A 22315-nucleotide genomic window follows, 5' to 3' on the forward strand; every position below is an offset into this window, starting at 1 on the left:
GGGATCATGGCGATTGCATACATTCAAAGCTGGTGGGCAGGCATTATGCACATTGACCGCTCGATAATGCCGATCCGGCGTTGACTAGCCGCCGTAAACGCACTAGCTGCCTCCCGACTGTACACGATCGGCGTGTGCCTGCTGCCGACGTAGTCAGGTCGGCGCTGCGGCAGGCCTTCGCCAGCTGCTTCTTCGAGGGGATGGCACATCATGGCGACGCGCGGCGTCTCGGTCACGAACAAGCTCAGGGAGGCCGTGCTCGGGGGCGATTATGCCGGCGGCACGCGTCTGAACGAGGTCGATCTGGCCGAGGCTCTCGCGGTGTCGCGGACACCGATCCGGGCCGCTCTCTCCACGCTGGCGGCCGAGGGGCTGCTCGAATATCGCCCCAACAGCGGCTATGTGGTGAAGGCCTTCGCCGCCAAGGATATCGAGGGCATCTATGTGGTGCGGGCCGATCTCGAGGGGCTGTGCGCCCGTCTCGTGGCGCAGCAGGGCCTGTCGGACCTCCATCGCGGCCTCATTCACAAGGTGCTGGAGGAGAGCGAGCAGCTTCAGAACGCCGAAGATTGGACCGACGAGGTGTCGGACGTCTGGCGGGATCTGAACGACCGATTCCACAACACGCTCATCGAGGCCTCGGGCAACTCCCATCTGGCGATGATGCTCCGCAAGTCGCGGGCGATTCCGCTGCTCAACCAGCTCAAGTTCCGCTGGTTCGACGTGGCGACTCTCGCTCGTTCGCATGACGACCACTGCCAGGTTTTCGCCGCCATCACGAGCGGGCAGGTCGTGCGCGCCGAAAGCATTGCTGCAGAACACGTCTACCGCTCGGGCCAGCGCATCATCGAGCATTGGCGCAAGATGGACACGCGCAAGCCGGCCGCGGCCGCCAAGGCCCGCGCGGCCTGATGGCACCCGCCGCGGCAGGGAGCGTGCCGCGGCGGGAATCGCGTCAGGCGGCCTCCGCGAGGCCGAGCATGGCCGGCCGTCGCTGCCGCCAGGGCGTGGCCTTTTCGAAGGCATGAGCCGCCTGCAGCAGCACCGCCTCGCCGAATGGGCGTGCCGCGAGCTGGATCGACACCGGCAGGCCGTTAGGCCCGAAGCCCGAGGGCACGCAGATCGCGGGCATCCCGGTCAGGTTGAAGGCCATGGTGAAATTCGGCTTGTCGAGATTGTCCCAGCGCGGCACCTGATCGATCGGCGGGGCCTCGTCCGGGTTGCCGGCCGTGAGCACCACGTCGACTCCGGCCATCGCCGCCGTCATTTCCGCGATCAGCTCGCGTCGCCGCCGCAGCGCCTGGACATAGTCCATGCCCGTGCAGAGGGCGGCGAAGACGAGGCGGTCGCGATAGCGCTGTCCGAATTTCTCGGGGTTCTTCAGCATCATGCGCTCATAGGCGGCGCCGCGCTCGACGGTCGCAATGAAGAAGCCGGCGGCCGTATATTCCTGCAGTGCCGAGAGCTTGATCTCGACGACCTCGGCGCCCAGGCTCCGATAGGCGGCGATCGCTGCGTCGATACCGGCCTGGACGGCCGGTGCGACCGGGCGGTCGCTCTCGTGCCAGCGCTGCAGCACACCGATTTTGAGCCCCTTCGCCCCCTTGGCCAGCCCCGCCGTGTAATCGGGCACCGGCCGGTCGGCGCTGGCGGGATCGGCCGGGTCATGGCCGGCCAGCGCCTGCAGCATCAGCGCGCAGTCCTCCGTCGTCCAGGCCATCGGGCCGATATGGTCGAGCGAATAGGCCGCCGGCGCGACGCCCGCGCGGCTGACCAGCCCATATGTCGGCTTCAGACCGACGATGCCGCACAGGGCCGCCGGGCCGCGGATCGAGCCGCCCGTATCCGTGCCGAGCCCGCCGAGCACGAGCCCGGCCGCGACGGCAGCGCCTGTGCCGCTCGAGGAGCCGGCCGTGAAGCGCTGTGTGTCCCATGGATTGCGCGCGGGTGGCCAGGGCAGGTCGAATGACGGGCCGCCGTCGGCGAATTCGTGGGTGGTGAGCTTGCCCATCAGCACGGTGCCGGCGGCGTCGAGCGCCGCGGCGGATGCGGCGTCCTTGCCGGGCACATTGCCGATGTTGTGGGCCGACTGGCAGGTCGTCAGGATGCCCTTGGTGTCGATGATGTCCTTCAGGCCGATCGGGATGCCGTGCAGCGGCGACTTCGGCCCCGAGGCCCTGATTTCGGCCTCGGCCCGGCGGGCGTCGGCGCGGGCACGTTCCTCGGTCAGGGTGACGAAGGCGTGCAGCTCGGGCTCGAAGACCTTCACGCGGGCGAGACAGGCCTCCGTGAGCTCGACCGGAGAAAGCTTGCCCGCGCTGATCAAGGCGGCGGCCTCGGCGATGGTCAGGATGTCCGTGCTCATCGGGCGGCCTCCTCGTTCGGGAAGCCGAAGACGTGGGCCGGCTCGGCCATGTAGCTGCGCTCGCCCCGGATCCGGGCGGACATCTCGACGATGTAGCCATAGGCTTGCGCATATTCGGCGATCTGCTCTGGCGTCAGCTGGAAGCCCGTGCGCGCCAGAAGGGCGCTCATCTCGGCTTCGGATGCGATCGGGGTGGGCATGGCTCGCGTCTCCTTCGGCTTATGCGGATGCCCGCACCATGCGGGCGGCGAGGGTGGAAACCGCTAGGCGGCCAGCTGGCGGCGCTTGCGCTGTTCTTCCTGGAAGATGAAGAGGGTCGCGCCCATCACGATGGCCGCGCCGACCAGCACCCAGCGATCCGGGATCTCCCGGTAGGCCAGCCAGGCGAACAGCGCGACGAAGGGCAGGCGCGCGAAATCGAAGGGCATGACCGTTGAGGCCGGCGCATTGCGCAAAGCCAGGAACAGCGTCAGCCGACCCACGAACATCGCCACCGCCATCGCCACGAGGAACAGCATCATGTCGAGGGACGGTGTCCGCCAGTACAGCACGGCCGGGGTCAGTCCGGTGACCACCGGGATCAGGGTGGTGACGGCAACAATGCGGCTCATGCGCTCGATCTGCGTGAGCCGCTTCGAGATCAGGTAACCCGACGCCATCGACAGGGTCGAGATCATCAACGCAACCGTCCCGCCATCGAGCGCGACGAAGCCGGGTCGCGAAATCACCATCACGCCGACGAAGCCGACCAGCACCGCCGCCCAGCGGCTGCGCGAGACGGTCTCCCCGAGCAGCACCCCGGCCAGCGCCGTTACGATGATCGGGGCCGCAAAGGTCAGGGCGGTGGCCTTGGCGAGCGGCACGTGGGCGAGCGCGTAGAACCAGGTCAGGTTCGAGATGCAGCCGATCGCGGTCATGAGCCCGTAGAGCTTGCGCTTCTCGCGCAGGTCCGGCAGCGCCGCATCGCCCCGGAGCTGAGGCCACACGAAGACGAGCATGATCAGGTTGGTCAGGAAGCTGATCTGAAACGGGTGCAGTTCCGTCGCGATCAGCCTGACCAGCGAGTTGCCGCCCGCCAGGAAGGCCGTGCTCAGGATCATCCAGAGGATGCCGGCCTGGACGGTGTTGCGGGCCTCGGCCATGGCGTGGCGGATTCCTGTGTCGGTGGGGAGGAGCGGGCGACCCGGAGCGGCCGCCCGGCGAAACGGTCAGGCGGCCAGCAGTCCGGGCCGCCTCGCGCGCCAGTCGGTGGCCTGCTCGTAGGCGTGGCCGAGCTGGAACACGGTCGTCTCCGCGAAGGGGCGGCCGGCGAGCTGGATCGCGACCGGCAGACCCGTCTTCTCCTCGTAGCCGGCACACAGCGCGAGCGCCGGCAGGCCCGTGACGTTGAACGGCATGGTGATCGAAGGCTTCTGGTACATCAGCCACTTCGGGACCTGGTCAATCGGCTGGGCCGGAAAAGGCGAGCCCGCTGTCAGCAGCGCATCGACGCCGATCATCGCCTCTGCGACGGCGGCACAGAGCTCCCGGCGCCGCCGCAGTGCCTGCACGTAGTCGGCTCCTGTCAGCAGGCCGCCCAGGCTGATCCGGTCGCGAGCGATCTCTCCATAGAGTTCCGGCGTCGCCCGCAGATCCGCCTCGTGAATCGCGAAGGCTTCGGAGGACATGATGATGAGCCCCACGGCCGCGAAATCCATGAGCGGCGGCAGCGTCACCTCCTTGACGACGCAGCCCAGCGAGCGGAACACGGCGATCGCCGCCTCGATGGCGGCCAGTACCGGCGGCGCGGCCTCGTGGTCGGTCTCGTGGAAGTGGCGGATCAGGCCGATGGTCTTGCCCTTGACCGGCGCTCCGAGCGTCCCGGCGAAGTCGGGCACCGCGACATTCGCGCAGGCCGGGTCGAGCGGGTCGTGCCCCGCCATCGCCTGCAGCATCAGAGCCGCATCCTCGACCGTCCAGCACATCGGGCCGGCATGGTCGAGCGACTGCGACAGCGGCAGGATACCGCGGCGCGAGAGCAGCCCATAGGTCGGCTTGATGCCGGCCAGCCCGCACAGGGAGGACGGGCTGCGGATGGAGCCGCCGGTATCCGAGCCGGTCGCGCCGAGGACCATCCCGGTGGCGACCGCGGCGGCGGAGCCCGAGGACGAGCCGCCTGTGGTTCGGGAGGGATCCCAGGGATTGCGTGCGGGCGGCGTGAACAGGTCGAAGGAGGGGCCGCCGATAGCGAATTCATAGGTGCCGAACTTGCCGGTGATGATCGCACCGCTTTCCCGGAGCTTCGCCACCGTAAAGGCATCCTCTGCCGGAACGCGGCTCTGCAGCAGTCTCGAATGGCCGGTCGTCGCCACTCCCGCCGTGTCGTAGATGTCCTTCAGCCCGATCGGGATTCCGTGCATCGGGCCACGGTGATGGCCGGCGCGGATCTCGGCTTCGGCCGCCTTTGCCGCATCGAGAGCCTGCTCGGGAGTGAAGGCGACATAGGTGCTGAGCGTTGCATCGAGGGCTTCGGTGCGGGCGATGCAGGCTTGGGTCAGCTCCACGGGCGAGAGCTCGCGGGTCGCGATCAGGGTGGAGGCCTCGCGGATCGTGAGCAGGGTGGGATCGCTGACCATCTCAGCGGTCCGCCGGGGTGAAAATGTGAGCGGGCTCGGCGTCGTAGCCCCGCGATGTGCGGACGCGCTCCCGCATCGCCTGAAGCAACGTGTAGGCGTTGCGCATGTCCTCGAAACTCTCCGGCTTGACGCGGATGCCTGCCCTGTCGAGCAGCAGCCTGAAGGCTTCGACCGAGATCGTCTCGCTCATGATCCACTCCTGTTCGGTTGGGGGCGTCGGCTCACTCGGCTGCCAGAGCCGGCTGCGCCCATTGCGCGGGGCGCCGGTCACGAAAGCTCGTCGCCTTCTCGAAAGCGCTGCCGACTCTCAGCACGAGATCGTCCTGGAAGGGCCGCCCGACGATCTGCATGTTCAGCGGCAGCCCTGCCGCCGAGAAGCCGGTGCAGACCGACAGCGCGGGGGATCCGGTGACGTTGAAGACGCGGGTGAAGGACGGCCGCGAGCGGGACATCATGTTGCCGAGCTCGCCGAGCTTCGGAGCGACGCCCGGCATCGTCGGGCAGATCAGGGCGTCGACGGCCTCGAACACCGTCGCGATCTCCGCAATCAGGCGCCCGCGCTCGCGCAGCGCGTTGACATAGTCGCAGGCCCGCACGAAGGCCCCCATCATGATGCGCTGGCGGGCGAGCTCGCCATACAGCTCCGGCGTCGCCTTCAGGGTCTCCTCGTGGAAGGCGAAGGCTTCCGAGCGCGAGATCAACGCGGCCACATCGCCATAGGCGGAGAGCGGCGACAGGGTGACGTCGATTACCTCGCAGCCGAGGTCCCGGAAGGTCGTCAGCGCCGCCTCGATACCCGCCTTGATCTCGGGATCGCTCTCGGCATCCGTCTCGAAGAAATGCCGGACGACGCCGATGCGCAGTCCCTTCACATCCTTCTGCAGGGAGCCGCGGAAGTCCGGCTTCGCGACATCGGCGCTGCCGGGATCAAGCGGATCGTGCTGCGCCAGCACGTCCATCATCAGCGCGCAGTCCTCGCTGGTCCAGCACATCGGGCCGCCATGGTCGAGGCTGAAGGAGAGCGGCAGGATGCCTCGGCGGCTGACCAGTCCATAGGTCGGCTTGAGCCCCGCGATGCCGCACCAGGCCGCCGGCCCGCGGATCGAGCCGCCCGTGTCCGTTCCCATCGAGCCCATCGCCAGCCCGGCGGCGATCGCGGCCCCCGCACCGGAGGACGATCCCGCCGGATCATGCGCGAGGTTCCAGGGGTTCCTGGCCGGAGGCCAAGGCAGATCGAAGGAGGTGCCGCCGATGGCGAATTCCCAGGTCGACAATTTGCCGAGCAGGATCGTGCCGGCCTCCGCCAACAGACGAGTCGTCGTCGCATCCTCTTCAGGGACATGGTCCCGGTAGAGGGCGGAATGGCCGGTCGTGGGGATGCCCCTGGTGTTGTAGATGTCCTTGAGGCCGATCGGCACCCCATGCAGCGGCCCCTTGTAGCCGCCCTTCATGATCTCGGCTTCGGCCTTCCGGGCGGCGGCCATCGCCTGCTCCGGCAGCACGCGGATATAGGCGTTGAGCTGCCCGTCGAAGGCCTCGATGCGGGAGAGGTAGGCGGCTGTCAGCTCCACCGGGGAAAGCGTCTTGGCCTTCAGCAGCGGGGCGGCCTCGGCGATCGTCAGGTCGTACAGCGCGGTCATGGCGGACCTCATTTCGTCCAGAGACGGAGGGTGTGGGCCGGCTCCTGCAGATAGCTGCGCTTGACCCGGATGGAGCGGGCGGCGGTTTCCAGATCGGTGACGGCGCCCTTCAGCGCCGCGAGCGTCTCGGGGCCGACCTTCAGGCCGTATTCGGCGAGCTTGGCCTCGATCGGGAGCGGCTTGTCGGAGTTGTCGGTCATGATGGCCTCTCGGGGACAGGCGGAGGGGAGCAGGCGGCGGCTATTCGGCCGCGAGGCTCGCCGGCCCCGCAGCTTCGAGATCGGGCCGGCGCGCGCGCCAGGCGGTGGCGGCCTCGTAGGCCTGGGCGGCGCGGTAGATCGTCGCCTCGCCGAAGGCATGGCCGGCGATCTGCACGGAGAGCGGCAGCCCTGCAGCCGAGAAGCCGCAGCACATCGTCAGCGCCGGCATGCCGGTGACGTTGAAGGGGAAGGTCAGCGGCGGCTTGGTGAACAGGCCGAACTTCGGGACCTCGGTGATCGCCGGGGCCGGAGTCGCGGTCGCGGCGCAGACCATGATGTCGAAGCGCGACATGGTTTGCGCCACTGCCGCGACCAGTTCCGCGCGCAGGCGCAGCGCCTGGACATAGTCGCTCGCATCGATCATGCCGGCGAGCAGCAGTCGATCGCGCAGGATCTCGCCATAGAGTTCCGGTCTGGCCTGGATGTTGGGCTCATGAACGGCGAAGGCCTCCGACAGCAGGATCATCAAGCCGCAGGCGGCGAAATCGGCCAGCGGCGGCAGCGCCACCTCCTCGACCACCGCGCCGAGACCGGCCAGCGTTGCAGCCACACCGGCGACCGCGCTCTGGACCTCCTCGGTGGCCTCGGCCTGCGCCCCGAGCGAGGGCACATAGCCGATGCGGAGCCCCTTCACGCCGGCCTCCAGCAGCGCTTCCGGCGCGGGATCGGGACGGTCGGCACTGGCGGGATCGAGCGGGTCGTGCCCGGCGAGCACCTTCATCAGCAGCGCGTTGTCCTCGACCGTCCAGGTCATCGGCCCGATATGGTCGAGGCTCTGCGCGAGCGGCAGCACCCCGCGCCGGCTCACCAGTCCATAGGTCGGCTTCATCCCGACGATCCCGCAGAACGCCGCCGGCAGGCGGATCGAGCCGCCCGTATCGGTGCCCAGCGCCGCGGGCACATAGCCCGCCGCCACCGCGGCGCCCGAGCCCGACGAGGACCCGCCGGTGAAATGCGCGAGCTTCCAGGGGTTGCGCGCCGGCGGGAACGGCAGGTCGAAGGAGGGGCCGCCCATCGCGAATTCATGGGTCGCGAGCTTGCCCAGGATGACGGCGCCCGCCGCCTTCAGCTTCCGCGTGACGGCGGCGTCGTCCTTCGCCCAGTTGTCGATGAGCTGATGCGAATGGGCGGTGGTCCGCACGCCCTTGAGGTCGATGATGTCCTTCAGCCCCACGGGCACGCCGTGCAAGGGCCCGCGGCTGATGCCGGCCATGACCTCGCCCTCCGCCTTCCTGGCCTGGGCCAAAGCGAGATCGGCCGTGACTTCGATGAAGGCGTGGGTCAGCCCGTCGAGCGCGGCGACCCGAGCGATCAGGGCCTTCGTCAGCTCCACCGGGGAGATGGTCCTGGCGGCGATGGCCCCGGCAAGTTCGGCGACGGTCATGAAATGCAGTGGAGCGGACATGGCACGGGCCTTCTGGCGGCGCCGACTCGCGGCGGGACCGGACAAATTGGTGGGGGCGGGGAAGCGGGCCAGGGAGGAGCCCGCCCCCGGCAAGCATCAGTCGAGGCTGATCGTCACGAAGTCCTGCATCCAGCTCTGGGCCGGCACGAAGCCCTTGACCTTGGGCGACATGGCGCGGGGGTTCAGGTCATGGACGATGAAGAGCCGGCCTGCCTGCTCGCTGACGATCTCGTGCAGGCGAATGAACATGGCGAGCGACTTCTCGGGCTCGAAGGTGTTCATCGCCTTGTCCGCGAGCTCGTCGAATTCCTTGTTGTCGAACCAGCCCCAGTTGAGCCCGCCGGGCGCGCGCCGGGCCGTGGCGAAATGGCTGATCATGCCGGATACGGGATCGACCGAGCCCAGCGAGATGTTGATCGCGTCGTAGGTGGGCGCGCGCTCCCAGCCCTTGAAGAACAGGTCGAGCAGGGCGTTCCAGTCCAGCACCTCGAACTTGACGCGGAAGCCCACCGCCTCGAGCTGCGCCTTGACCAGCTCGTTCATCGGCAGAGGCTGCATCTGGCCGGACCCCGAGGTCGAGATGCCGACGGTGATGGCGCAGGGGTAGCAGCCTGCCTCCTTGAGCAGGGCGGTCGCCTTCTTCGGGTCGTAGGGGTAGGTCTTCGGCTTGCCGTAGATCGCCTGGTGCGGTGTGAACAGCGCTTCGCTGGCCTCGGCGATCCCGCCGAGCATCTCGACCATCTCCTTCCGATCCATCGCATGGTTGGCCGCCTGGCGGACACGGATGTCCTTGAAGGCGCCACGCTGGAAATTGAACTGGTAGTGCCAGTTGTGAGGGTAGGTCAGCGTGGTCACGCGCATGCCGGCTGCCCGCAGCCGTGGCAACGTGTCGGGCGACGGCGCCTCGATGAAGTCGACCTGACCGGACAGCAGCGCCGCAGCCCGGGTCGTTGCCTCCGGCATCGGGATCAGTACCATCCGGTCGTGCTTGGGGATGCGCGCCGGGTTCCAGTAATCCGGGTTCTTCACGAGTTCCAGCCGCTCGCGCGGTACGACCGAGCCGAACTTGTAGGGCCCGGACCCTTGCGGCGAGAGCGCATAGACCTTGTAGTCGTTGCCCGCCTTTTCCAGCGCGCATTTCGAGATCACGAACCAGACGGCCATGTTGTAGGGGAAGACCGATTCCGGCACCTTGGTGTCGATCGCGATCGTGTAGTCGTCGATCTTGACGGCGCCGGCGACGTTGACGGTGCGCGATCGGTTGCGCGCGAAATGCACCGGATTGAACTGCGGTGCCTTGTCGTCGGTGATACGGGCGATGTTCCACAGCGCCGCCTCCGCATTCCAGGGGCAGCCGTCATGGAATTTCACGTCGCGCCGGAGTTCGAAGATCCAGCGCCTGTTGTTTGCGGGGTCGGGATACCACTTCGAGGCCAGCCCCGCGGTCGGCACCGCCTCGCGCTCCGAGCTCGTGAGGTCCCAGTTCAGGAAGCTGTCGTAAAGCGAGAAGCCGACGAAGCGCTGGCCTTCGGCGCCCTGATCGGGATGGCCGGTCCAGTCCGGAATGTCGCCGGCCGTCATGGCCAGCCGCAATACGCTCTCCCCCGAAAGAGCCGGCGCGGCCGAACCAAACAGTGCGGCGACACCGAGGGTCAGCCCGGCGACCATGGCTGGAAAAGACACCGGAGCGCCGGGCTTGGACTTCGGGAGCGATGCCGGGAACCGCATGTGACCTCCGGAATGGGCGACTGCTGGACGCTGAAAGGGCTCGAGAGACTCTTCTGCAATCGCCGTGCCAACGATCCGTTATTGTATCCAATTGACTGGAGACCCCCTCTTCATGAGGCGAGGGGCGGGGATTTCGACGCGTATTCGCGAATGTCTCTGGAGCGATTGCATCCACGTCGATCGCTGCTGGGCTCTCCAAAAGACTCGACGAAATCGCCGAAATTGCATCGTCGGGCCAGCACGTGGGCGCTATCGACACATCTGAAGCGACGAATCCGACCGGATGAAGCGAGCCGTGGTCGCGAGTCGCCGCCCGCCGCTCTCGACGGGGCGTGCGCCTCACAAATGGATACAATTTACTCTGATGCGCGCAATTTCAGCAGGCCCGTGCGCGTTGCTACGCCGTTCGATGAGATGCCGGATTGTCCGGACCCGACCTGCTCCCGATCGAGTGGTCCGGCACGACGAGCCCGCCCGATGAAGGCCGTCCCGCTGGGCCGGCAGCACAGGCTCGGGCCACCAGCCTCGGTCGCTCCGCATTCCGTCAGCGGAACGCGCGCCGATCGATCGGAAAGACGCCGGGCCGCAGCCGCCGGAACGGCAGGGTCTCGATCCGGCTGGTGCAGGGGCCGGGCGTCGCAACGGTGAAGCTGCCCTTCGCGATGCCGTCATAGGCGCGCCGATGGGCCACCGCCGCCTTGACGCCGATGGCCTTGAGCCCTCGCGGCTCGATGCCTTGCGAGCGCCATTGCCCGAGGTCGAAGGGCGGCGTCTTGCGGCTGGTCAGCAGGATGGTGACGCCGCCGGTCCTCACCACGGCGCACGCTCCCATGTCGAAATGCGAGCCCTGCGAGGCGGCGAGATGACTGTTGAGGTCTTCGAGCGCGAACGCGCCGTCGCTCGCGCTGACGAAGGCGGCCTCGATCTCGACCGGCCCTTCGGCGATCGCGCTGCCCTTGCCGCCGACCGAAAGCCGGCGGATCTCGCCGGGCCTTGCACCCGCCATCGCGGCGACCGCCGCCGGGTCGGCGATGGCGACGGCGCAGTTCTCGACGCGGTGCCGCAGGAAGGCGCGCAGCACCGAGGTGCCGTCGCCCGGTGCACCGCCGCCGATATTGTCGGCCGGCTCGACGACGATATAGGGCCCGCCCGCCGCGCGCCGGAGCTCCGTGATCGCGTGGTCGATGTCCCACTCCGCCGGCAGGCCGAGTTCGCGCAAGTCCGTCGTGGTCCGTATCAGGCGGGCGAGCGCGTCTCCGGCGTCATCGTCCGGCCCGGTGAAGGCGACCGCGAAGGCGACGCCCGCCTCCGGGACATCCGAGAACGAATAGCCACCGACGACGTTCGTGACCCAGATGGCCGGATTCTCCTCCTCGATCCGGCGCGCCAGCACCTCGAGGTCCTTCATCGGCCGGTCGGCCGTGCCGGTTCCGGTCGGCGGCCACATCACCGGCGCGTTGGCCGAGAGCATGCGCGGCACCTCGCCGGTATTCAGGGCCCGCGCCAGCAGCTCGGCCGAGCGCACGGCGGATTCCCGCGCATCCGTGTGCGGGTTCTCGCGATAGGCGACGAGCGCGCTGGCGTGCCGCGCCATCGCGGCGGTGAAATTGGCGTGCAGGTCGAAGACGCCGAAGACGGGCAGCGCCTCGCAGCCGGGTACCGAGCGGATATGGGCGAGCAGCGCGCCTTCGGGGTCGAGGTTCCCGGTCGTGACCATCGCGCCGTGCAGCGCCAGCCAGATGCCGTCGAGGCCGCCGGAGGCGAGCGCGGCCCGCAGCCCGCCGTCGAATTCGCTGAGGAAGCGTTCGAACACGGCGTGATCGACCGTGCCGGCGGGCAGGGCGGTGTAATCCACGGTCGGCAGGACCTCCCAGTCTTCCGCCGCGGCGACCGCGAGGAAGCCGTCGACGGTCGAGCCGTCGCCGCGCCGCTGCAGCAGCTGCTCGCCCGCGCGGATGGTGAAATCCGCCAGTGTCGTGATCTCGTCGACGAAGCTGTGGGTCTCGTGGAAGAGCGATCCGAGCAGGATCCTGCGACGCTTGGGCATGATCCGGGCCGCTCCCTGCGGACGAAGCCGGAGCATCTCGGCCGCGGCTCTGTTCCGGATCAAGCCCGCATTGTTCCGCTGGGAGGAACGTCGATGCTTTGACAGTGCGCGCCCGCTGCCGGTTTCATGGTCGGCGGGCGGCCGGAGGGGTGGGCGCCGCCTTGCTCGGGAACGGATCCGCATGCGCGTCTTCACCGCGTCGCTGGCGACGGAAACCAACACCTTCGCGCCGCTCTTTGTCGACCGCAGTGCCTTCGAGAACGCCTTCTACTGCCCGCCGGGGAGCCATCCCGAGACGCCGACCCTGTGCTCGGCCCCGATCGTCGCGGCACGCCGCCGCGCCGCCGCCGAGGGCTACGACCTCATCGAGGGCACGGCGACCTGGGCCGAGCCGGCCGGCCTGGTCTCGCGGGAGGGCTATGAGAGCCTGCGCGACGAGATCCTCGGCCAGTTGCAGGCGGCGCTGCCGGTCGACATCGTGCTCCTCGGCCTGCACGGCGCGATGGTGGCGCAGGGTTACGATGATTGCGAGGGCGATCTGATCGAGCGCGCGCGGGCGCTCGCCGGGCCGGCCTGCGTCATCGGCGTCGAGCTCGACATGCACTGCCATCTGAGCGCGCGGATGGTCGACAACGCCGACATCGTCGTCGCCTTCAAGGAGTTCCCCCACACCGATTTCCTGGCCCGGGCGGAAGACCTGCTGGAGCTCTGCCTCAGGGCGGCGCGCGGCGAGGTGAAGCCCGCGAGCGCCGTCTTCGACTGCCGCGGGCTCGCCGCCTTCATGACCAGCCGCGAGCCGGGCCGCGGCTTCGTCGACCGCATCAAGGCGATGGAAGGCCGGGACGGCATCCTCAGCGTCTCCGTCGCGCATGGCTTCCAGGCGGCGGATGTCGCCGATCTCGGCACCAAGGTGCTCGTCATCGCCGATGGCGACCGGGACAAGGCGGCGGCGCTGGCGAAACGGCTCGGACTCGAGATCCTCGGCTGGGGGCAGGGCGCTTCGCCCAGGCACTACAAACCGGAGGAAGGGATTGTGGCGGCCATCGAACTGGCCGAGCCCGGCCGGCCCGTCATCCTCGCCGATCGCTGGGATAATCCCGGTGGCGGCGTCGCCGGCGATTCCTCGGTGATGGTCGAGGCGCTGCTGCGCCATCCCGACATCCCGGCTGCGATCGGCGCGCTCTGGGACCCGGTCGCGGTCGGCCTGTGCCGCGCCGCAGGCGCTGGGGCGCGGATTCCGCTGCGCTTCGCCGGCAAGGCGGCGCCGAGCTCGGGCCGGCCGATCGATGCGGTGGTCGAGGTGGTCGGCACGAGTGCGGACCTGCTGATCCCGTTCGAGCAGAGCCGGGTCTCGCTCGGCCCGGCGGCCGCGATCCGCATCGGCCGGCTCGACATCGTCCTGGCCTCGACCCGGGCCCAGACCTTCAGCCCGCCGGTCTTCACCGATCTCGGCATCGATCTCGCCGGCAAGACGCTGGTCGTGGTCAAGTCCTCGAACCACTTCCATGCCGCCTTCGCGCCGATCGCGGCAGAGGTGCTCTATCTCGACAGCGGCGGCCCCTATCCACCCGATGCGAGCAAGATCCCCTACACCAAGGTCAGGCGCCCCTTCTCTCCGCTGGATCCCAACCCATGGCTGTAGCTCGTCCCGCCGCGGTCCTGCCGCGCCTGTCGCTCGCCGAGATTGAGAACCAGCATCTCGACGGCACGATCAAGGGCGTGCCGCCCGGCGCCTCTTTGCGGCTCGGCGATGTCGGCCGCCAGGGCTGGAACCTCCTCGCCGGTGATATGCCGCTGCCGCTCGCCGTCATTCGCGAGAGCGTCCTCGAGGCCAACAGCGCCTGGATGGCCGCCTTCACCACCGCCAACGATCTGCTGATCGCTCCGCACGGCAAGACGACGATGGCGCCGCAGCTCTTCGATCTGCAGATCGCCGACGGTGCCTGGGCGATCACCGTGGCGACGGTGCAGCAGCTCGTCGTCTGCCGCCATTTCGGCGTCGAGCGCGTCATCCTCGCCAACCAGCCGGTCGGCCGGCAGGAGATCGCCGCCTGCTTCGACTCGCTGGGACAACCGGGATTCGAGCTCTATTGCCTCGCCGACAGCCTCGCCGGCGTGGGGCTGCTGGCGGAGGCGGCCGCGAGGCATCGCAACGCCAATCCGCTGCGCATCCTCGTCGAGATCGGCTTCATGGGCGGGCGCACCGGCGCGCGCAGCCGGGAGGAGGCTCTGGCGGTGGCGCGCGCCGTCGCCGCCGCACCGGGGCTGCGGCTCGCCGGCTTCGAATGCTTCGAGGGCCTGCTGAGCGAGACCGGGGCGGCGGACCGACTGCTCGACGAGGTGGTCGCGACGGCCGCGGCGGCGGATGCAGAGAGGCTGCTCGGCCCCGAACCCATGGTGCTGAGCGCCGGCGGAACCTCGCTCTTCGACCGGGCGGGCGAGCGTTTCAACGCGGCCTCTTTCGCGCGGCCGGTGTTGAAGCTGCTGCGCTCCGGCTGCTATCTCACCCACGACTCGACGACCTACACGGCTTCGTTCCGCCGCATCGCGTCGGAGACCAGCCTCGTCCTGCCGCCGGGCGGGCTGGAATCGGCTCTGGAGGTCTGGGCCTATGTCCAATCGCGGCCCGAGCGCGGGCGCAGCCTGCTGACGGTCGGCAAGCGCGACATCAGCTATGATTCCGGACTGCCGGTGCCGCTGCGCTGGTATCGGCCGGGCGCCACCATGGCGCGGCCCGAGCCGATGCCGCCGGGGCATGTGGTGCTGGCGCTGAACGATCAGCACTGCCATCTCGGCACCCCCGAGGAGAGCCCGCTCCGGGTCGGCGACATGGTCGCCTTCGGCATCGGCCATCCCTGCACGACCTTCGACAAATGGGGGCTGCTGATGCTGGTCGACGACGCCTGGGGCGTGACCGGTGCGATCCGGACCTTCTTCTGATCGGCGTTTCTCTCCATGAAACGGGCGATCCTTGACGCGGAATATGCCGCAACTACGCTTTCCGAAATGGCGCAGGCCTCTGGTCCCGCCCGCAGGCCGACGTCCGGAGGTGCGAAGTGCGTCTTGCCCTGATCCACATCGTGCAGGAGACGAACGACTTCAATCCGGTGCTGACGACGCTCGCCGACTTCCAGGCCTTCGGCCTCTACGAAGGCGAGGAGATCGCCCGGCATTTCGGCCATATCGGCCAGATCGGCGGCCACTATGCCGCCATCCGCGAGTCGGGTCTCGCGGTCGAAACAGTCCCGATCATCCGTGCCTGGGCGGTGGCGGGCGGCCGGATCTCGCGCGAGGCCTTCGATTTCTTCCAGGAGAAGATCCGCCTCGGCCTCGAAGCCGTCGGGCCGGTCGACGGGCTCGTCCTGCATCTGCACGGCGCCTGCGCCGCCGAGGGCATCGACGATGTCGAGGGCGAGCAGGCCGAGCTCTGCCGGCGGATCCTCGGCCCCGACGTCCCGATCCTGCTCGGGCTCGATCATCATGCCAACGTCACCGACAAGATCATGGCCAATTGCACGGCCATCGTCGGGCACCGCACCCAGCCGCACGATGTCTTCGACACCGGCAAGGTCGGCACGCAGGTGCTGCTGCGCATCCTGACCGGCAAGCTGAAGCCGGTGATGGCCTGGCGCAAGATCCCGCTGCTCTCGCATCAGGAGCAGTTCCTGACCTCGAAGGGCCCGATGAAGCGCTGGTTCGACCGGGCGAGGGCGCTCGAGGCCGACCCGCGCGTGCTGCAGGCCTCGAACTATCCGATGCAGCCCTGGCTCGACGTCGCGGAGGGCGGCTGGTCGACCATCGTCGTCACCGATGGCGACCAGGGACTGGCCGAACGGCTGGCGGACGAGCTCGCCGATCTCGCCTGGTCGATGCGCGACGATTTCCAGCGACGCGACGCGGTTCCGGTCGACGAGGCGGTGCGCCTGGCCGAGGAGGCCGAGCGCGGCATGGTGGTGCTGAGCGACACCGGCGATACGGTCTTCGGCGGTGCGGCCGGCGACAGCAACCTGATCCTCGAATCGATCCTGCGGCAGGGCATCCGGAGCCGCGCCCTGATCCCGCTGATCTCGCCGCGGGCGGTGGCGACGCTGGTCGCTGCCGGCGAGGGGGCGCAGGTGACCCTGCCGCTCGGCGGCGACGCCGCGACGGCGTTCTTCGAGCCGCTCACGGTGACCGGTCGGGTGCGGCGCATCGGCGGCGGCTCGATCCCGCTCGCCTTCAATCACCAGACCGAGGTCGAGATGGGCCGCGCCGTGGTCTTCGACGTCGGGCCGGCGACCCTGCTGATCAGCGAGCTCCGCGGCGTCGCCGGCAACGTCCCCGGCGTTTACGAAGCCTTCGGCATCGACCTCGCCGACTACAAGATTGCGGTGCTCAAGACGGCCTCGAACTTCCAGTATTTCGCGCCGATCACCTCGCAGGTGATCCGCGCCGACACGCGCGGGCCGGGCCAGTCGGACGTGTTCACCCTGCCGTGGCAGCGCATCCCGCGGCCTGTCTATCCATTGGAAGCGATCAGCGACTGGCGGGCGCATTCGTCCCGGCCGGGAGCGGGAACGGGCTGATGGTCGATCCGAACAAGAAGAGGGGAGAGCGATGATGAAGCTGTCGCGACGTCAAGTCTGCATGACCGGTCTTGCCCTGGCGGGAGCGGCGCCGCTGCTGGCCGCCGGAGCGGCAGCGGCTCAGCAGCTCAAGGGCGGCACGCTGCGCGTCGCCGTGTTGAGCGAGCTCGCCAATTTCGACCCGCAGCAACTCTCCACGGTCAACTTCCACGTCATCAAGAACCTCTATGACAGCCTGATCGAATACACGCCGGACGGAAAGCCGCAGCCGGGCCTGGCGAGCGCCTGGACCATCGCGCCGGACAAGAGCTCGGTGAAGCTGACGCTGCGCGACGGCGTCAGCTTCCACAGCGGCGCGCCGTTCAAATCCGATTCCGTGCTGGCGACGCTGCAGAAGGGCGCGGACCCCAAGCGCGGCAAGAACGTCTTCTCGACCATGTCCATCGTGAAGGACTGGTCGGCGCCGGACGAGCGCACGGTCGTGATCAACTTCAAGGCGCCGGCTCCGGAGCGGCAGATCCTCGATCTCCTGCAGTTCCTGATCCCGATCGATCCCAAGGGTATCGACACGGTCGAGACCATCCCGGCCGGCACCGGACCCTACACGCTGGTCAACCGCGCGGTCGGGCAGGGGCTGACGCTCAAGGCCAACCCGAAATACTGGCGCGAGAAGCAGCCGATCGCGCAGGATCTCGTCTTCACCGTGTTCAGCGAGGACGCGGCCGCCACCGCCGCGCTGGAATCGGGCGCGGTCGACATCGTCTACAACGGCTCCTCGCGCAGCGCCGTCCGGCTGAAGGGCGCGGGCTACCAGGTCTTCGCCGGCCCCGGGCCGCTGGTGCAGGTCTTCCGCATCAACTCGACGCGCGGCCCCTTCCGCAACAAGTCGTTTCGGCAGGCCTTCAACCATCTGATGGATCGCGCCAGCATCCTGCGTGTCGGCTATGCCGGCATGGGCAAGGTGGTGGCGCTGCCCTGGGCGCCGGCGAGCCCGGCCTTCGACGAGGGCTACACCAAGGCCTACGCCTACGATCTCGACAAGGCGAAGAAGCTGATCGCCGCCTCCGGGCTGTCGGCAGACGAGATGAAGGGCTGGAAGCTGCTGGTCAACGGCAGCGACGAGCCCTCGATCGCGATCAGCCAGATCGTGCAGGGCTCGCTGCAGAAGGTCGGCATTCCGATCGAGCTCGACATGCGCCAGGGCGCCGAATACGTCACGGCGCTGCTCGGCGGCGACTTCGCCGCGACCTTCGGCGCGGTCGGTAACGTCCAGAAGTTCCCGTCCCGCGTCACGACGAATTCGATCTACCGCACCTCCGGCAATCCGATCCTCAAGGATCCGCACCCGCACCCGGCCTATGTCGCCGCGATCGCCAAGGTGGATGCCGCGGCCGGCGGGGAGGCGGAGGTGAAGGCGGCCTATGACAACCTCAACCGCGTGCTGGTCGATGAAGCGTTCGGGATCCCGACCAATTCCTACGATGTCGGCCTGATCGTCGCCTCCGGGAAGATCGGCGGCATCACGCTCGACATCGACAACCTCTTCGTCGCCCGCACGATCGGGTTCAAATGAGGGGCTGCGACGGCCCGTGCCGGCTCGCCGCGCGATGAGCGAGGCGCTGAGGTCCCTGGGGAAACTGCTGCGCCGGCTCGCCGGCCGGCGCGGGCCGGCCCTCGGCCTCGCCTTCCTCGCTCTGGTCGCGTCGGCCGCGACATTCGCCGGCGTCCTGCCGCTCGACCCGCTGGCCCAGAGCATCGCGGACTCCCTGAAGCCGCCCTCGGCCGAGAGCTGGTTCGGCACCGACGAGCTCGGCCGCGATATCCTGGCGCGCGTCGTCTACGGCGCCCGCACATCGCTGGTCACCGCCTGCGGCGCCGTCCTCATCGCAGGGCTGATCGGCATTCCGGTCGGGCTGGTCGCCGGCTTTTATGGCGATTGGCGCGACTCGCTGCTGATGCGCTGCGTCGACGTGCTCCTCGCTCTGCCGAACGTCCTCTTCGCGATGACGCTGATCGCGGTTCTCGGCCGCAGCCAGGCCGCGGCGCTGATCGCGGTCGGCGTCGCCGGCATACCGGGCTTCGCCCGTATCGCGAGAGCGCAGGTGATGGCGCTGCGCCAGCTCGATTTCGTCACGGCGGTGCGCAGCTTCGGCGGCGGGCCGGGCTACCTGATGTTCCGCACCATCCTGCCCAACATCCTGAGCCCGCTGGTGGTTCAGGCGATCGTGCTCGCCTCGATCGCCATCCTGCTCGAGGCGGCGCTCGCCTTCCTCGGCGTCGGCGTGCCGCCGCCGACGCCGAGCTGGGGCGAGATGCTGCGCACCGGCAAGTCCTATCTCTACGAGGCGCCGACCTATGCGGTGCTGCCCGGCCTCGTGCTGACGCTGACGATCCTGTCTCTCGACACGATCGGCCGGGCGCTGACGGCGCTGCTCGACCATGACGAGGCGGGCATGCCGGCCGAGGCGGCGGGAGGCCGGCGATGACGGCCTATGCCCTGCGCCGCCTCGCCCAGATGCTGCCCGTGCTGCTGATCGCCTCCTTCGCGATCTTCGCGATGGTCTACGCCGTGCCGGGCGGGCCGGTGGCGGTCATCGTCGGCGAGAACGCGTCCCCCGAGGAGATCGCCGAGGTGAGCCGGCGCCTCGGCTTCGACCGGCCGATGCTGGTGCAATATGTCGACTGGCTCGGCCGGGCCGCCACGGGCGATTTCGGCCTGTCGCTGCACAGCCGCCAGCCGGTCGCGCATCTGATCGGCGAGCGGCTGCCGGCGACGCTCCAGCTTGCCCTCTGCGCCATTCTCATCGCGCTCGCCATCGGCATCCCCGTCGCGGTCGCCAGCGCGGTCAGGCCGCGATCCTGGCTCGACCGGGTGCTGAGCGGCTGGAGCGCGCTGGCCCTCGGCGTCCCGACCTTCTGGCTCGGCATCCTCCTGATCCTGCTCTTCGCCGTCGAACTGCGCCTGCTGCCGTCGGCTTCGCGCTATGTCCCGCTCTGGGCCGCGCCGCTCGAGGCCCTGCGCAGCCTCGCTCTGCCGGCCCTCACGCTCGGCGTCTATGTCTCGGGGGTGCTCGGGCGCTTCCTGCGGGCGTCGCTGATCGGCGAGGCGCGAGCGGATTATGTTCGCACCGCACGTGCCAAGGGCGTGCCGGAAAGGCGCATCGTCGGCCTGCACATCATGCGCAACGCGCTTCTGCCCTTCGTCACCATCGTCGGGCTGATGATGGCGAACTTCATCGGCGGGGCGGTGGTGACGGAGGCGGTCTTCACCTATCCGGGCCTCGGCCGCCTGCTGATCCAGGCGATCACCACCCGCGACTACCCGCTGATCCAGGGCTGCATCCTCGTGATCCTGATCGCCTATATGCTGATCAACCTGGCAGTCGACATGCTCTACGCCTGGATCGACCCGCGGATCGAATACCGATGAGCGCCTCAGCGCGTCGCGCCCGCCGGGTGCGAGCCGAGCCGGGCCGAGATGCCGGCCGCGACCTCGCGCAGCCGCATGCCGGCCTTGGCCGCCAGCGAATGCGGCATCCGCATCAGCGGCGCCGAGATCGACAGCGCGGCGACCGGATAGCCGTCCTCGTCGAGCACCGGCACGCCGACGCACATGGCGCCGTCCTCGTTCTCGCCCATCTCCGTGGCGTAGCCTGTCCGCGCCACCTGCCGCAGCTGGCGCTCGATCTCCTCGCGCTCGATCAGCGTGCGGCCGGTGCGCTCGGTCAGCGGCAGGTCGAGCTGGCGGCGGCGCTCGGCCTCGGGCAGGAAGGCGAGAATCGCCTTGCCGAGGGCGGTCGAGTGCATCGGATGGCTCTCGCCGATGCGCGCCTGCATCCGGAGCGAACGGTTGGCCTCGATCAGGTCGATGTAGACGATCGTGCCGTTGCCCTTCACGGCGAGGTTCACCGTCTCGTTGAACTCGTGCATCAGCTCGATCATCGCCGGGCGCGCGAGCTCGCGGATCTTGCTGACGCTGGCATCGGCGCGGGCGATGGCGCGCAGCTGCGGGCCGAGATTGTAGCGGTCCGTGGCGCGGTTGTGGTCGAGGAAGCCGGCGGCGGTCAGGGTCTGCAGGTAGCGGAAGGTCGTCGTCTTCGGGATCCGCAACTCCTTGCTCACCGCGGTGAGCGCGATCTCGTGCCCCTGGCGGGCGACGAGCTCCAGCACCTTCAGCGCCTTCATCACCGGCTGCACGACGTAGGGATTGTCGTGGGCCCTCGCAGCTGTCTTCGGCATGGCCGCTCCGCTCGTCCGGTGGGAAGAGATCGCATAGCCAGTGCGAGCAAATTCCGCAAGGCGAAACCTCTGTTCCTTTACACGGTTCAGGCGGTCTGGTCTGGTCGTTCCGACGGCAGCGGAGGGCGCGCGCGTGACAGCGGACGGCATCCATCAGGGGGCGACACTGCGCTTCGAGGAATCGGCGCGGCGGATCGCCGAGAACGCGCGCTTCATCGCCGGCGGCGTGAACAGCAATTTCCGGCTCGGCATGGCTCCGGGCCCGTTGGTCTTCGAGCGCGGCGACGGCGCCCATCTGATCGACGTCGATGGCAACCGGATCATCGACTATTACTGCGGCATGGGGGCGACCGTGCTCGGTCACAACCCGGCACCAGTGCTGGAGGCGGTCAGGACGCAGGCGGAGAAGGGCATCCTCTTCGCCGGGCAGGCGCCGATCGAGTACGAGGCGGCCAAGCTGATCTGCGAGCGCGTTCCGTCAGCCGAACGCCTGCGCTTCGGCTCCTCGGGCTCGGAGGTGGCGCAGGCGGCGATGCGCCTCGCCCGCGCCGCCACCGGCCGGCGCACCATCGTCAAGTTCGAGGGGCATTATCACGGCTGGTTCGACAACATCCTCTGGTCGACCGCGCCCGGCCTGAACGCCGCGGGACCGGAAGACGCGCCGACGCCGGTGATCGGCAGCAGGGGGCAGGACCCGGCGGCGGGCGAGGGGCTCGCCATCCTCGGCTGGAACGATCTCGCGGCGCTGGAAGCGCGCCTCGCCCGCGGCGACGTCGCGGCGGTGCTGATGGAGCCGGCCATGTGCAACCAGGGCGCCATCGCGCCGGCTCCCGGCTATCTCGAAGGCGCGCTCGCCGCCTGCCGCAGGCATGGCGCGCTCCTGATCTTCGACGAGGTCATCACCGGCTTCCGCCTCGCCCGCGGCGGCGCGCAGGAACTGTTCGGCGTCACGCCCGATCTCACCATCATGGCCAAGGCCATCGCCAACGGCTTCCCGGTCGCGGCGATCGCGGGCAGGGCCGATCTAGTCGACCTGTTCGCCGACGGCGTGCTGCACGGTGGCACCTTCAACGCCCAGCCGATCGCGATGGCGGCGATGGTCGCGACGCAGGCGCTGCTGACGCCGGAGCACTACGAACGCAGTTCCATCCACGGCCGGCGCCTGCAGGACGGTATCCGGACGATCCTGGCCGAAGCGGGGATCAAGGCGCAGGTCGCCGGCTTCCCGCTGATGTTCCATGTCGCCTTCGGGCTCGATGCGCCGGCACGGAACTATCGCGACGTCGCCCGCTCGGACAAGGCGGCCTATGGCCGCTTCGCCCATGCGCTGCTCAGGCGTGGCGTGCGCGTGCTGGAGCGTGGCGCCTGGTTCGTGTCCTCGGAGCATGACGGGCCGGTCGTCGACGCCACGCTCGAGGCGGTCAGGGGCGCGGCGAGCGAGATCTGAGGGG

The 22315-nt window shown here is 68.9% G+C and carries 19 protein-coding genes; 8 read left to right on the top strand and 11 right to left on the bottom strand.

Annotated elements, in window-relative coordinates; all coding sequences use genetic code 11:
* Positions 1 to 210 precede the first annotated feature (210 nt).
* Complete coding sequence (locus CS1GBM4_RS04615; protein ID WP_186417500.1) at positions 211 to 912, top strand: GntR family transcriptional regulator; 702 nt, start codon at positions 211 to 213, stop codon at positions 910 to 912.
* A gap of 43 nt (positions 913 to 955) precedes the next feature.
* Here the strand turns inward: CS1GBM4_RS04615 and CS1GBM4_RS04620 are convergent, their stop codons facing one another.
* From CS1GBM4_RS04620 to CS1GBM4_RS04665, 10 genes are all read right to left on the bottom strand, one after another.
* Complete coding sequence (locus CS1GBM4_RS04620; protein ID WP_186417501.1) at positions 956 to 2365, bottom strand: amidase; 1410 nt, start codon at positions 2363 to 2365, stop codon at positions 956 to 958.
* Positions 2362 to 2565 carry a hypothetical protein gene (locus CS1GBM4_RS04625; RefSeq protein ID WP_186417502.1) on the bottom strand — a complete coding sequence of 68 codons (204 nt, stop codon included), beginning with the start codon at positions 2563 to 2565 and terminating at the stop codon, positions 2362 to 2364. The genes CS1GBM4_RS04620 and CS1GBM4_RS04625 overlap by 4 nt, the downstream gene beginning before the upstream one ends.
* Before the next feature lie 63 nt (positions 2566 to 2628).
* Positions 2629 to 3507 (bottom strand): DMT family transporter, encoded by an 879-nt coding sequence (locus CS1GBM4_RS04630; protein ID WP_186417503.1) that lies wholly within the window; start codon positions 3505 to 3507, stop codon positions 2629 to 2631.
* A gap of 66 nt (positions 3508 to 3573) precedes the next feature.
* Positions 3574 to 4980, bottom strand: coding sequence for an amidase (locus tag CS1GBM4_RS04635; RefSeq protein ID WP_186417504.1), 1407 nt, complete (start codon positions 4978 to 4980; stop codon positions 3574 to 3576).
* Between the two features lies 1 nt (position 4981).
* Entirely contained in the window at positions 4982 to 5170 is a 189-nt protein-coding gene (locus CS1GBM4_RS04640) for a hypothetical protein (protein WP_186417505.1), read from the bottom strand.
* A gap of 31 nt (positions 5171 to 5201) precedes the next feature.
* On the bottom strand, positions 5202 to 6620 hold the full coding sequence (locus CS1GBM4_RS04645; protein WP_210201525.1) for an amidase: 1419 nt from the start codon (positions 6618 to 6620) through the stop codon (positions 5202 to 5204).
* A gap of 8 nt (positions 6621 to 6628) precedes the next feature.
* The gene (locus tag CS1GBM4_RS04650) at positions 6629 to 6820 is read right to left on the bottom strand and encodes a hypothetical protein (protein WP_186417507.1); all 192 of its coding nucleotides are present in this window, start codon (positions 6818 to 6820) and stop codon (positions 6629 to 6631) included.
* Between the two features lie 40 nt (positions 6821 to 6860).
* On the bottom strand, positions 6861 to 8285 hold the full coding sequence (locus CS1GBM4_RS04655) for an amidase (protein WP_186417508.1): 1425 nt from the start codon (positions 8283 to 8285) through the stop codon (positions 6861 to 6863).
* 96 nt (positions 8286 to 8381) lie between these two features.
* Positions 8382 to 9968, bottom strand: coding sequence for an ABC transporter substrate-binding protein (locus CS1GBM4_RS04660; protein WP_210201526.1), 1587 nt, complete (start codon positions 9966 to 9968; stop codon positions 8382 to 8384).
* Positions 9969 to 10557: 589 nt separating this feature from the next.
* Entirely contained in the window at positions 10558 to 12060 is a 1503-nt protein-coding gene (locus tag CS1GBM4_RS04665; RefSeq protein ID WP_186417509.1) for a M81 family metallopeptidase, read from the bottom strand.
* A gap of 181 nt (positions 12061 to 12241) precedes the next feature.
* Between CS1GBM4_RS04665 and CS1GBM4_RS04670 the strand changes: the two genes are divergently transcribed.
* The 6 genes from CS1GBM4_RS04670 (at position 12242) to CS1GBM4_RS04695 (ending at position 20055) form a co-directional block, all read left to right on the top strand.
* Positions 12242 to 13702 (top strand): M81 family metallopeptidase, encoded by a 1461-nt coding sequence (locus tag CS1GBM4_RS04670; protein ID WP_186417510.1) that lies wholly within the window; start codon positions 12242 to 12244, stop codon positions 13700 to 13702.
* The gene (locus CS1GBM4_RS04675; protein ID WP_186417511.1) at positions 13693 to 15000 is read left to right on the top strand and encodes an alanine racemase; all 1308 of its coding nucleotides are present in this window, start codon (positions 13693 to 13695) and stop codon (positions 14998 to 15000) included. Before CS1GBM4_RS04670 ends, CS1GBM4_RS04675 begins: the two co-directional genes overlap by 10 nt.
* Before the next feature lie 116 nt (positions 15001 to 15116).
* Positions 15117 to 16625 (top strand): M81 family metallopeptidase, encoded by a 1509-nt coding sequence (locus CS1GBM4_RS04680; protein ID WP_186417512.1) that lies wholly within the window; start codon positions 15117 to 15119, stop codon positions 16623 to 16625.
* A gap of 61 nt (positions 16626 to 16686) precedes the next feature.
* Complete coding sequence (locus CS1GBM4_RS04685; protein ID WP_186417513.1) at positions 16687 to 18198, top strand: ABC transporter substrate-binding protein; 1512 nt, start codon at positions 16687 to 16689, stop codon at positions 18196 to 18198.
* Positions 18199 to 18232: 34 nt separating this feature from the next.
* Complete coding sequence (locus tag CS1GBM4_RS04690) at positions 18233 to 19111, top strand: ABC transporter permease (protein ID WP_186417514.1); 879 nt, start codon at positions 18233 to 18235, stop codon at positions 19109 to 19111.
* A complete protein-coding gene (locus CS1GBM4_RS04695) occupies positions 19108 to 20055 on the top strand; it encodes an ABC transporter permease (RefSeq protein ID WP_186417515.1) in 948 nt (315 codons plus the stop codon). Before CS1GBM4_RS04690 ends, CS1GBM4_RS04695 begins: the two co-directional genes overlap by 4 nt.
* Positions 20056 to 20060: 5 nt before the next feature.
* Here CS1GBM4_RS04695 and CS1GBM4_RS04700 read toward each other — a convergent pair whose 3' ends face one another.
* Complete coding sequence (locus tag CS1GBM4_RS04700) at positions 20061 to 20864, bottom strand: IclR family transcriptional regulator (protein WP_186417516.1); 804 nt, start codon at positions 20862 to 20864, stop codon at positions 20061 to 20063.
* 133 nt (positions 20865 to 20997) lie between these two features.
* Between CS1GBM4_RS04700 and CS1GBM4_RS04705 the strand changes: the two genes are divergently transcribed.
* Entirely contained in the window at positions 20998 to 22311 is a 1314-nt protein-coding gene (locus CS1GBM4_RS04705; RefSeq protein ID WP_244607050.1) for an aspartate aminotransferase family protein, read from the top strand.
* The last annotated feature ends 4 nt before the right edge of the window (positions 22312 to 22315 follow it).

The sequence above is a fragment of the Allobosea sp. CS1GBMeth4 genome, from assembly GCF_900185715.1.
Lineage (GTDB): Bacteria > Pseudomonadota > Alphaproteobacteria > Rhizobiales > Beijerinckiaceae > Allobosea.

What these genes read in the sequence shown, in the direction of transcription:
- CS1GBM4_RS04685 (WP_186417513.1), top strand. Translation starts at nt 16,687, where the DNA reads ATGACCGGTCTTGCCCTGGCGGGAGCGGCGCCGCTGCTGGCCGCCGGA.
- CS1GBM4_RS04625 (WP_186417502.1), bottom strand. Translation starts at nt 2,565, where the DNA reads ATGCCCACCCCGATCGCATCCGAAGCCGAGATGAGCGCCCTTCTGGCG.
- CS1GBM4_RS04675 (WP_186417511.1), top strand. Translation starts at nt 13,693, where the DNA reads ATGGCTGTAGCTCGTCCCGCCGCGGTCCTGCCGCGCCTGTCGCTCGCC.
- CS1GBM4_RS04695 (WP_186417515.1), top strand. Translation starts at nt 19,108, where the DNA reads ATGACGGCCTATGCCCTGCGCCGCCTCGCCCAGATGCTGCCCGTGCTG.
- CS1GBM4_RS04650 (WP_186417507.1), bottom strand. Translation starts at nt 6,820, where the DNA reads ATGACCGACAACTCCGACAAGCCGCTCCCGATCGAGGCCAAGCTCGCC.
- CS1GBM4_RS04665 (WP_186417509.1), bottom strand. Translation starts at nt 12,060, where the DNA reads ATGCCCAAGCGTCGCAGGATCCTGCTCGGATCGCTCTTCCACGAGACC.
- CS1GBM4_RS04615 (WP_186417500.1), top strand. Translation starts at nt 211, where the DNA reads ATGGCGACGCGCGGCGTCTCGGTCACGAACAAGCTCAGGGAGGCCGTG.
- CS1GBM4_RS04635 (WP_186417504.1), bottom strand. Translation starts at nt 4,980, where the DNA reads ATGGTCAGCGATCCCACCCTGCTCACGATCCGCGAGGCCTCCACCCTG.
- CS1GBM4_RS04645 (WP_210201525.1), bottom strand. Translation starts at nt 6,620, where the DNA reads ATGACCGCGCTGTACGACCTGACGATCGCCGAGGCCGCCCCGCTGCTG.
- CS1GBM4_RS04670 (WP_186417510.1), top strand. Translation starts at nt 12,242, where the DNA reads ATGCGCGTCTTCACCGCGTCGCTGGCGACGGAAACCAACACCTTCGCG.
- CS1GBM4_RS04620 (WP_186417501.1), bottom strand. Translation starts at nt 2,365, where the DNA reads ATGAGCACGGACATCCTGACCATCGCCGAGGCCGCCGCCTTGATCAGC.
- CS1GBM4_RS04690 (WP_186417514.1), top strand. Translation starts at nt 18,233, where the DNA reads ATGAGCGAGGCGCTGAGGTCCCTGGGGAAACTGCTGCGCCGGCTCGCC.
- CS1GBM4_RS04655 (WP_186417508.1), bottom strand. Translation starts at nt 8,285, where the DNA reads ATGTCCGCTCCACTGCATTTCATGACCGTCGCCGAACTTGCCGGGGCC.
- CS1GBM4_RS04640 (WP_186417505.1), bottom strand. Translation starts at nt 5,170, where the DNA reads ATGAGCGAGACGATCTCGGTCGAAGCCTTCAGGCTGCTGCTCGACAGG.
- CS1GBM4_RS04630 (WP_186417503.1), bottom strand. Translation starts at nt 3,507, where the DNA reads ATGGCCGAGGCCCGCAACACCGTCCAGGCCGGCATCCTCTGGATGATC.
- CS1GBM4_RS04700 (WP_186417516.1), bottom strand. Translation starts at nt 20,864, where the DNA reads ATGCCGAAGACAGCTGCGAGGGCCCACGACAATCCCTACGTCGTGCAG.